6 protein-coding genes are annotated in these 9,226 nt (G+C 66.8%); 3 read left to right on the top strand and 3 right to left on the bottom strand.

Annotation, left to right across the window (positions count from 1 at the left end; all coding sequences use genetic code 11):
• Positions 1–103 precede the first annotated feature (103 nt).
• Entirely contained in the window at positions 104–1,789 is a 1,686-nt protein-coding gene (locus ACWF4Z_RS18770; protein ID WP_452244337.1) for an ABC transporter substrate-binding protein, read from the bottom strand.
• A 168-nt stretch (positions 1,790–1,957) separates the two neighbouring features.
• A complete protein-coding gene (locus ACWF4Z_RS18765; RefSeq protein WP_452244336.1) occupies positions 1,958–3,001 on the bottom strand; it encodes a LacI family DNA-binding transcriptional regulator in 1,044 nt (347 codons plus the stop codon).
• A 268-nt stretch (positions 3,002–3,269) separates the two neighbouring features.
• Between ACWF4Z_RS18765 and ACWF4Z_RS18760 the strand changes: the two genes are divergently transcribed.
• Positions 3,270–4,445 (top strand): ROK family transcriptional regulator, encoded by a 1,176-nt coding sequence (locus ACWF4Z_RS18760; RefSeq protein ID WP_452244335.1) that lies wholly within the window; start codon positions 3,270–3,272, stop codon positions 4,443–4,445.
• 4 nt (positions 4,446–4,449) lie between these two features.
• On the opposite strand, the gene ACWF4Z_RS18755 is transcribed toward ACWF4Z_RS18760, so the two are convergent.
• The gene (locus ACWF4Z_RS18755) at positions 4,450–5,676 is read right to left on the bottom strand and encodes a ricin-type beta-trefoil lectin domain protein (protein WP_452244334.1); all 1,227 of its coding nucleotides are present in this window, start codon (positions 5,674–5,676) and stop codon (positions 4,450–4,452) included.
• Positions 5,677–5,925: 249 nt separating this feature from the next.
• Between ACWF4Z_RS18755 and ACWF4Z_RS18750 the strand changes: the two genes are divergently transcribed.
• A complete protein-coding gene (locus ACWF4Z_RS18750; RefSeq protein ID WP_452244333.1) occupies positions 5,926–7,824 on the top strand; it encodes a ricin-type beta-trefoil lectin domain protein in 1,899 nt (632 codons plus the stop codon).
• Positions 7,824–9,194: a ricin-type beta-trefoil lectin domain protein gene (locus ACWF4Z_RS18745; RefSeq protein ID WP_452244332.1), complete on the top strand. Its 1,371-nt coding sequence runs from the start codon at positions 7,824–7,826 to the stop codon at positions 9,192–9,194. Before ACWF4Z_RS18750 ends, ACWF4Z_RS18745 begins: the two co-directional genes overlap by 1 nt.
• The last annotated feature ends 32 nt before the right edge of the window (positions 9,195–9,226 follow it).

Here is a 9,226-nt window from a genome sequence, read left to right as displayed (position 1 = left end):
CCCGGGCGCCCCCGGGGGTTGGGTTACCCGTTGTGGGTTTGGGGCTTCGGGTCCGGGGCCGGGGGGGCCGGGCCCCTCCCCCCCCCCCCCCCGCGGTCCGGCCTCACTGGGAGCCGGCGGGCTTCAGGTTCAGGATGATCTGCAGAGCGTTCTGCTGCGTCGGCTGCGCCGGCGCGTACTGGTTCTGCTCGTCCGGCCAGCCGATCCAGTTCTTCACGCTGTACAGACCGCCGACGTTGGACGCCGAGGTGGGGATGACCGGCATCTGGTCGACCATGATCTTCTGCAGCGTGTTCAGCGCGGTGGTACGGGCGGAGTCGTCGGCCGCATTGGCGTACTCGTCCAGCGCCTTGGTCGCCTCCGGGCTGTTGAACCGGCCGTAGTTGCCGCTCACGCCACCCTTGCCGACCGGCTTGAGGATCTTGCCGTCCATGATGTTCTGGTAGATGTCGAACGGCGTCGCGCCGCCGTTGGTCCAGTGCATCGCGGCGTCGAAGTTGCCGGTGTCGATGTTCTTGAACCACGCGTCCTGGTTGGCCTTGTCGACGGTCGCCTTGATGCCGATCGTGGACAGGTTGTCCTTGATGATCTCCAGGTCGGTCTGGTAGTCCGACCAGCCGGCCGGGTCGGTCAGCGTGATCGTGACCGGCTTGCCGGTCTTGTCCTTCAGGACGTCGCCCTCGAGCTTGTAACCGGCCGCGGCCAGGTCCGACTTGGCACCGTCGACGTCGACCGTGTGGTTCTTGTCCTTGAACTCCGGCGCGATGAACGACTCACCGGCCGGGGTCGGGATGCCCGTGATGGACTCGACCTTCGGGTAGAAGTACCCGGCCTCACCCTGCTGGAAGATGTCGTCGCGGTTGATGACCTTGTCCATCGCCCGGCGCAGCGCCGGGTCGTCGAACGGCTTGCGGGTGGTGTTGATCCACAGGCCGTGGATGCCGAGGTTCGCCGGGAACCACAGCTTGTGGTTCTTCGGGTCCTTGTCCTGGTACACGGCCTTCACGTTCGGGACGAAGACGAAGCTCCACTCCGACGAGCCGTTGGCCAGGGCGGTGGTCTGCGCGTTGTTGTCGTTGTACGACGTGTACCGCAGCTCCTTCACCTTCGGCAGGTCCTGCCAGTACGAGTCGCGCAGCGTCAGCGTGGTCGTCTGCGGGGTGAACGACTTCACCGTGTACGGACCGGTGCCGATCGGGCTCTTCAGCGGGTCCAGGGTCGGGTCCTTCAGCGTCGACCACTGGTGCTTCGGTACGACGAAGACCGTCAGGATCTTGTTCTGGTTGGTGAACTGGGACCGCTTGAAGGTCAGGTCGACCTTGTTGCCGGTGGTGGCGATGGTGTCGTACGGGATCGCGTCGGTGTTCAGCGCGTCGTGGTCCTTGCGCAGCTGGAACGTGTAGGCGACGTCCTCGGCGGTCATCGGCTGGCCGTCGGACCACTTCACCCCGTCACGGATCGTGAACGAGAGCTTGGTGAAGTTCGCGTCCCACTTCCACTCCGTGGCCAGCCACGGCTTGCCGGCCTCGGTGGGCTTGATGCCGTTGATCATCACCAGCGGCTCGAAGATCATCCAGCGGTAGCCCAGCGAGGCGCCCGCGGAGGAGCCGAGGAACGGGTTGTGGTTCTCGGTCTGCGGCCCGTTCGGCATGCCGATGTTCAGGACGGTCGCGGCGTTGCCGGTCCCGCTGTTGGCGTTGTTGTTCCCGTCCCCGTTACTACAGGCAGCCAGGGTGGCTGCCGCGAGCAGGCCCGCTAGGGCCAGCGCGACAGTGCGTCGTGCTCGCATCGGTTCCTCCTGTGTATCTGTTGGCGGATGGCTCACACCTGAGCCTTGTGAGCCAGTGCATGGTGGCGTGAGAACGCTCTCATGGGAAGAGCGAACGCCTTGGCGAAACGAAATCGTGAGGGGTACGCCGGCGGCGGAGCAGGGGCAGCTGCCCCGCCGCCGGAGCTATCAGTAGGACCGGGACCTGGGGGCGGGGTGAGTCCTGGTGGTGACGATCGGAGCGGTTGAACTGCGGACGACGAGCGTCGTCGGCAGCACTTGGGGAGCGTTCGGCAGCGGGGTACCGCCGAAGTAGCCCATCAGCATCCGGGCCGCCGCCTGACCCATCTGGCGCATCGGCTGATGCACCGTGGTCAGGGGAGGCTCGGTGTGTTCGGCGTACGGGATGTCGTCGAACCCGACCACCGACACGTCGTTCGGCACGTTCCGCCCGGTCTCCCGGACGGCCTGGATGGCGCCGCCCGCGGAGAGGTCGTTGTGGGCGAAGATCGCGTCGAACCCGAGTCGCTGGTCGAGCGCGTACTGGACGCCGCCGCGTCCGGACTCGTGGGTGAAGTCGCCTTCGAACACGAGTCTCGGGTCGAGCTCGGCGCCGGCCTTCGCGTAGGTGTCGCGGAAGCCGTCGAGGCGTTCGTGGGTGCAGCCGAAGCGTTCGACGCCGGTGATCACCAGTGGCCGGCGACGACCGAGCTCCAGCAGGTGCCGGGCGGCGGACTCGCCGCCGGCGTAGTTGGTGGTGGCGACGGACGGGAACTGCGGACGGTGGTCGCGGTCGTCGATCAGCACGACCGGCAGCCCCCGCGCATGGAGTTGCTCGATGTAGGTGAGGGTGCCTTCCGGCTCGATCACCAGCAGGCCGTCGAACGACTGGGCCGAGACCTGGGACGCGAACTGGTGCATCGACTCCTCACCCCGGTTGAAGGTGAAGAGCAGCAGTCCGTATCCCTCGCTCTCGACCACGTCGACGGCGCCCTGCAGCACCTCGCCCATCCAGGGCCAGGTGAGCGACGGGACAAGCATCCCGACGACCCGGGTCCGGCCGCGGGCCAGGCCGACCGCGCGGGCACTCGGCACGTACCCGAGCTCGGCGATCACCTGGCGGACCCGCTCGGCGGTGCGCAGGTCGAGCTCGCCCTTGCCGTTGAGAACGCGTGACACGGTCGTTTTGCTGACGCCGGCACGCGCCGCGACATCGGCGATGGTGATCGACACGCTGTGTACTCCTCTCGGGCGGGAAAGGGGGTGAATGGCGCCGGAACCGGTTTCGGAAGCGGTTCCGTGTAGTGAAGCCGAGGCAGGGATGTGTCGTCAATCACAGGGTGGTAACGAATCGCGACTTAATTCATGATCTGGACGAAGGTCCCCCTTCCGGCCCGCGGTGCGTCATGATGAACTCTGGACGAGTGCCCTGGCCGAGGGCTGGAGCAGGGGGAGAAGCATGGATCTTCGGCGGACCCCTGTGCGCACCACCGTGCGCGACATGCGGCGGTCCAATCGGTCGGTGATCCTGTCCGGCATCTACCGCGACGGCCCGCTGAGTCGCCAGGAGTTGAGTGTTCGCACGTCGCTGAGTGCCGCGAGTGTGAGCAATCTGGTCGGTGAGCTGATCGCCGAAGGTGTTGTCGAGGAGGCCGGCTCGGTCGAGTCCGAAGGCGGACGGCCGCGCGTGCTGTTGCGGGTGTCACCGACGTTCCGGTACGTCGTCGGCGCCGAAGTCGGTGAGACACGCATCCGCGTCGAGCTCTTCGATCTGTCCATGATCGTGCTCGCGACCGTCGACTATCCGATCGTCGAACCGCAGCCGTCGGTGGTCGTCAAGCACGTCCTGGAAGGGCTTTCGACCGTGATCGCCGCGGCCGGCGTGCGGTCCGAGGCGATCCTCGGACTCGGCGTCGCGGTCTCCGGCGTGGTCGAGGGAAACGCCGTCGTCGATGCTCAGTCGCTCGGGTGGGACGCCGTACCGCTCGGACAGATGCTTGCCGAGGGCACCGATATTCGGATCCATGTGGACAACGGCGCGAACATGCTCGGCCAGGCCGAGATGTGGTTCGGCGCCGGTCGCGGTGCGACGGACGCGGTCATCGCGCTGGTCGGATCCGGCGTCGGATCGGCCCTGATCGCCGGCGGGACCGGCTACCGCGGGACCCGCAGCAGTGCGGGCGAGTGGGGCCACATGACGATCGCGTACGGCGGACGCCGGTGCCGGTGTGGAGCCGAGGGGTGCCTGGAGGCGTATGTGGGCGCGGAAGCCGTGCTCGACCGCTACCGGCAGGCTGGTGGATCGTTGGCCGCCGTCGACGAGGAAGCGGCGTACGTCGAGCTGCTGGAGTCGGTCGGTACGTCGGGGCTCGCGGCAACGATCGTGGACGAGACGATCGGGTATCTCGCCGCCGGCTTCGCGAACCTGGTCAACCTGGTGAACCCGGAGCGGATCGTGCTCGGGGGTTGGGCCGGCCTGATGCTGGGCGAGCGGTATCTGCCCGAGCTGCGGGAGGCGGTCGGTCGGCACGCGCTCCGGTTGCCGTACTCGCAGGTGTCCATCGAGCTGTGTGAGCTCGGTCGGGACGCCGTCGCGCTTGGTGCGGCGACCCTGCCGGTGTTGCGGTTGCTGAGCGACGGCGGCGTCGTACCACCGCCGTCGCCCAGCGTGCGTTGAGTTTCTAGGACACGGTCCACTTCTGGTTGGCGCCGCCGCTGCAGGTCCAGATCTGCGTCGGGGTTGCGTTGGCGGAGTTGTTGCCGGTGACATCGAGGCACTTGTTCGCCTGTGGATTCACCAGGTCTTTCGCTGCGCTGTAGGTCCATTGCTGGGCCGCGTTGCCGTTGCAGCTCGCTATCTGAACCCGTGTCCCGTCGGCGGTCCCGGCGTTCGCGACGTCGAGGCACTTGCCGAGGGCACGGATCGTCCCGTCACCGGGACGGGTCCACTGCTGGGCACCGGTGCCGTTGCAGTCGTAGAGCTGGACGCTCGTGCCGTCGGCGGAGTTGGCGCCGGCGACGTCCAGGCACTTGCCGGCCAGACCGGTGATCTGACCGTTCCCGCCGCTACTGCCGAGCGTCGAGACGCGGACGTAGTCGACCGTCATCGTCTGCGGCATCACCGTCGAGCCGTCGGGGTAACCGGGCCAGTAGCCGCCGACCGCGACGTTCAGGATCATGAAGAACGGGTGGTTGTAGACCCAGGTGTTGCCGTTCAGGTCCGCCGGCGTACGGCGCTGGTACTGGACGCCGTCGACGAACCAGGTGATCGAGTCCGGCGCCCAGTCGACGCGGTAGGTGTGGAAGTCGTTGCGGAACGGCTGACCGTTCGGAGAGTTGTACGCCGCGCCGATGCCGTTGGCGCCGGAGTAGCCCGGGCCGTGGATCGTGCCGTGCACGGTGTTCGGCTCGCGGCCGATGTTCTCCATGATGTCGATCTCGCCGTCGTTCGGCCAGTTGCCGCCACCCAGCATCCAGAACGCCGGCCAAACCCCTTGGGTACCAGGGATTTTGATCCTGGCCTCGAAGCTGCCGTAGGTCTGGGTGAAGGTCTGGGCGGTGAGCAGCCGGGCCGAGGTGTACTGGCACGGGCCGTAGTGACACTGGTAGCCCGCGTTCTCCTGGCGGGCGGTGATCACCAGGTTGCCCTGGCCGTCGAGCGCGGAGTTGCGCGTGCTGTTGGTGTAGTACTCGCGCTCGTCGTTGCCCCAGCCGGAGCCGCCGATGTCGTAGCGCCACTTGGCGGGATTGGGGGCCTGGCCGGCCGGGCCGTCGAAGGTGTCCTCCCAGACCGTCGCCGTCGCCGCGTTGGCGGCTTCCTGCTGGGCCTGGGCGGGTGCTTGCAGAAGGGAGGTGCCGATCATTGCGGCACCGATCGCGATCACGGTCGCGACGCGGGAACGCCTCATAATGCCTCATTTCTCGCGGGGGCGGACGGGAGACAGGGCTCGAGGGGGAGCCTGCGGTGAGAACGCTCCCACGTCAAGCCCATGCTGGTTCCGGGACTAAATAAAAGACCTGAAAAAAGTCGGCGTACGGCGTTGACACGCGGGATTCACCGATGGTTACCTCATGGTGACCACCGGTTGCGGCGCGGGCAGACGCCGACAACACCTCTCGCTGTCCCCAAAACCCTTTAGAACAAGGGAGATCCGCCCATGCCCGGACTTCGTCGCGCCCGCCCCCCATCCTGGCGACGACGCCTCCTCACGGTCGCCACCGCCGCCTTGTGCGTGGCCGCCGCGGGACTTGGTTTCGGCACCGCGCCGCCCGCCCAGGCCGCCGGTGAGCAGGTCAACATCTGGCTGACCACCACCAACGACGCGGCCGGTCAGAACGTCACCCGCGGCCTGCAGCAGCAGACGCCGGTCGCCTTCGGCCCGGCCGGCGGTTCGGCCAATCAGACGATCACCGTCAACGAGAACACGACGTACCAGTCCTTCGAGGGCGGCGGTGCGTCGTTCGCCGACAGTTCCGCCTGGCTGCTGAACAGCAGCAACACCATCTCCGCGGCGACGCGCAACCAGGTGATGAAGGATCTGTTCGACCCGGTCAACGGGATCGGGCTGGCCTTCATCCGCAACCCGATGGGTGCCTCGGACCTGGCCCGGTTCAACTACTCGTTCGACGACACGTGCTGCGACCTCAACGACTTCAGCATCAACCACGACCTCGCCGACGTCGTACCGCTGACCAAACAGGCCAAGCAGCTCAACCCGGCGGTCAAGGTGATGGGCTCGCCGTGGAGCGCGCCGGCCTGGATGAAGGACAACAACAACTTCACCCACCGCGGCTGGCTGAAGGCCGAGTACTACCCGATGTACGCGCAGTACTTCGTCAAGTACATCCAGCAGAACGAGGCCCAGGGCAACCACATCGACTACGTCTCGGTGCAGAACGAGCCGACCTGTTGTGGCACCGACGACACCGGCTACGCGTCGATGAACTGGAACGGCTCGGGCCTGCTCGAGTTCACCAAGAACAACCTGTTCCCGGCGCTGCATGCCGCGGGACTCAGCACCAAGGTGCTGATCCTCGACTACAACTGGGGCAACTACAACGACCTTGGCTCGGTCCCGATCGCGGACGCGACCCTGCGCAACGACCCGAACTTCGGCGGCATCGCCTGGCATGGGTACGGCGGCGACGTGAACCTGCAGACGCAGATCCACAACCAGTACCCGAACGTGAACGCCTACATGACCGAGCACTCCGGCGGTACGTGGATCGCGAACCAGCAGACCGAGGACATGAACAACCTCGTCGACTACACCCGCAACTGGGACAAGTCGTGGGTCAAGTGGGGTCTCGCGCTGGACCAGAACCACCTGCCGTACGTCGGGGCCGGGTGCAACGTGTGCACCGGACTGGTGACGGTGCAGCGCGGCGGTAGCCGTGCGGGCCAGGTGGACAAGACGATCGAGTACTACACGATGGGTCACCTGACCAAGTTCGTGAAGCCGGGCGCGCTGCGGATCGACTCGACCGCGAACAGCTCGGTGAAGAACGTGGCCTGGAAGAACCCGGACGGTTCGAAGGCGCTGATCGCCTACAACACCACCGGCAGCTCGCAGTCGGTGCGGGTGAACTGGGGTTCGCAGTCGTTCGTCTACACGCTGCCCACCAAGACCTCCGCGACCTTCACCTGGGCCGGTACGCAAGGTGGTGGCGGTGGAGGTACCACTGGCGCGATCACCGGGCTGGCCGGAAAGTGCATCGATGTTGCCGCAGGCAACAGCGCGGACGGGACCGCGGTGCAGCTGTACGACTGCAACGGTTCGACCGCGCAGCAGTGGAGCCGGCCGGGCGACGGAACGGTCCGGGCCCTGGGCAAGTGCCTCGACGTGAACGCCGGCTCGGTGGCCGACGGTGCTCGCGTCCAGCTGTACTCCTGCAACGGGAGCGCGGCTCAACAGTGGACTTATACGAGTGGGAGAGATCTGGTGAATCCGCAGGCGAACAAGTGTCTTGACGTCACCGGCAACAACTCCGCGAACGCGACCCCGTTGCAGATCTGGACCTGCACGGGCGCGGCGAACCAGAAGTGGAACGCCTGATGCGCCGGCTGGCGGCAGCTGCCGCGGCGCTGGTGCTCGGTGCCGGCCTGCTGATGGCGGCGTCTCCCGCGCAGGCAGCGACCGGCGCGATCACCGGCCTGGCCGGGAAGTGCGTGGACGTCGCCGCGGCGAACTCCGCGGACGGCACGCAGGTGCAGATCTACGACTGCAACGGGTCTGCTGCTCAGCAGTGGTCCCGGTCGAGTGACGGTACGGTCCGGGCCCTGGGCAAGTGTCTGGATGTCAGCGCGGGATCGGTTGCCAACGGCGCCAAGATCCAGCTCTACACCTGCAATGGTTCGGCTGCGCAGCAGTGGACGTACTCGGCCGCCAAGGACCTGGTGAACCCGCAGGCGAACAAGTGCCTCGATGTCACCGGCAACAACTCGGCCAACTCGACGCCGTTGCAGCTCTGGACCTGCACGGGCGCGGCGAACCAGAAGTGGAACGCGCCGGCCTCCGACGACGGGCCGCCGCCGACCGGTGGTGCGCCGATGGCGGCAGCGCCGTACCTGTATGAAGGGTGGGGGAGCCCGCCCAACCCGGCGACGGTGATGAGTGCGTCCGGCGTGAAGTGGTTCACGATGGCGTTCATCCTGTCCAACGGGTACTGCAACCCGCAGTGGGACGGCGGTCGTGCGCTCACCGGTGGGGCCGACCAGGCGGCGATCAACACGATCCGGTCCAACGGTGGTGACGTCGTGGTCTCGTTCGGTGGCTGGTCCGGGAACAAGCTGGGTCAGAGCTGTGGGACCGCGAGTGAGTTGGCGGCGGCGTACCAGAAGGTCATCAACGCGTTGTCGCTGAAGGCGATCGACATCGACATCGAGGACCAGGAGGTCGCCCAGGCCGGTCCGCGGCAGAAGGTCATCGACGCGCTGAAGATCGTCGAGCAGAACAACCCGGGGATCACGACGTACATCACCTTCGGTACGACGACCTCCGGGCCGGACGGGAACGGCCAGGACCTGATCCGCCGCGGCGCGGCCTCCGGGCTGAACCTCGACGGTTGGGTGATCATGCCGTTCGACTTCGGTGGTGGCTCGACGAACATGGGCACGCTGACCCGGCAGGCTGCTGACGGCCTGAAGAACCAGGTCAAGTCGGCGTACGGTCTGACCGACGACGCCGCGTACCGCAAGATCGGGATCTCCTCGATGAACGGGATCACCGACGTCGCCGGTGAGCGCGTCAACCTGTCCGACTTCGAGTCGATGCTCTCGTACGCCACGGAGCACCACCTGGCCCGCTTCACCTTCTGGTCGGTCAACCGGGACCGCCCCTGCACCGGCGGCCCCGCCGACTCCTGCAGCGGCGTCTCCCAAGCCAACTGGGACTACACCAAGGTGATCGGGCGGTACCGCGGGTAGTAGAGGCAGTACTGCAGGCCATCACAATCGGC

It is taken from the genome of Kribbella sp. NPDC055071, assembly GCF_053608045.1.
The sequence above is the reverse complement of the archived record's forward strand: the minus strand, read 5'-3'. Positions and strand labels throughout refer to the sequence as shown.